The sequence below is a fragment of the Stenotrophomonas sp. SrG genome (genome assembly GCF_050031795.1).
GTDB classification, from domain to species: domain Bacteria; phylum Pseudomonadota; class Gammaproteobacteria; order Xanthomonadales; family Xanthomonadaceae; genus Stenotrophomonas; species Stenotrophomonas rhizophila_A.
Map to the genome: position 1 here is coordinate 1 of NZ_JBNBBE010000473.1, position 256 is coordinate 256.

General features: G+C 73.0%; 1 protein-coding gene. It reads right to left on the bottom strand.

All coding sequences use genetic code 11. From position 1 onward, the window contains the following. Nucleotides 1-165, bottom strand: a 165-nt coding sequence (locus ACQG3P_RS20535) for a TraR/DksA C4-type zinc finger protein (protein WP_426806077.1), incomplete at its 3' end; no start/stop codon positions are given. Nucleotides 166-256: the final 91 nt, after the last annotated feature.

Below are 256 nucleotides of genomic sequence, written 5' to 3' on the forward strand. Positions count from 1 at the left end.
TGGCACGGCTCGGCGCCGCGCTTCGGGGATGGGCGCTTCGCATGCCTCGCAATGGGTCCGCCCGGGACCGTGGCGCCGCTGCGCGCGGGCGCGCTGGATCGCGTCATCCACGGTCGCGGCGATCTGGTCCTGGACGGCGCCGTCGCCTGCCCACCCTGTGGCCATGCCGCATCTCCCATACCGTTGCCGGCGCGCCAGCATAGATCCGGCCGGGCGACGTCGGTTTACGGCCGGCTGAACATGCCCCGCTTCCAGT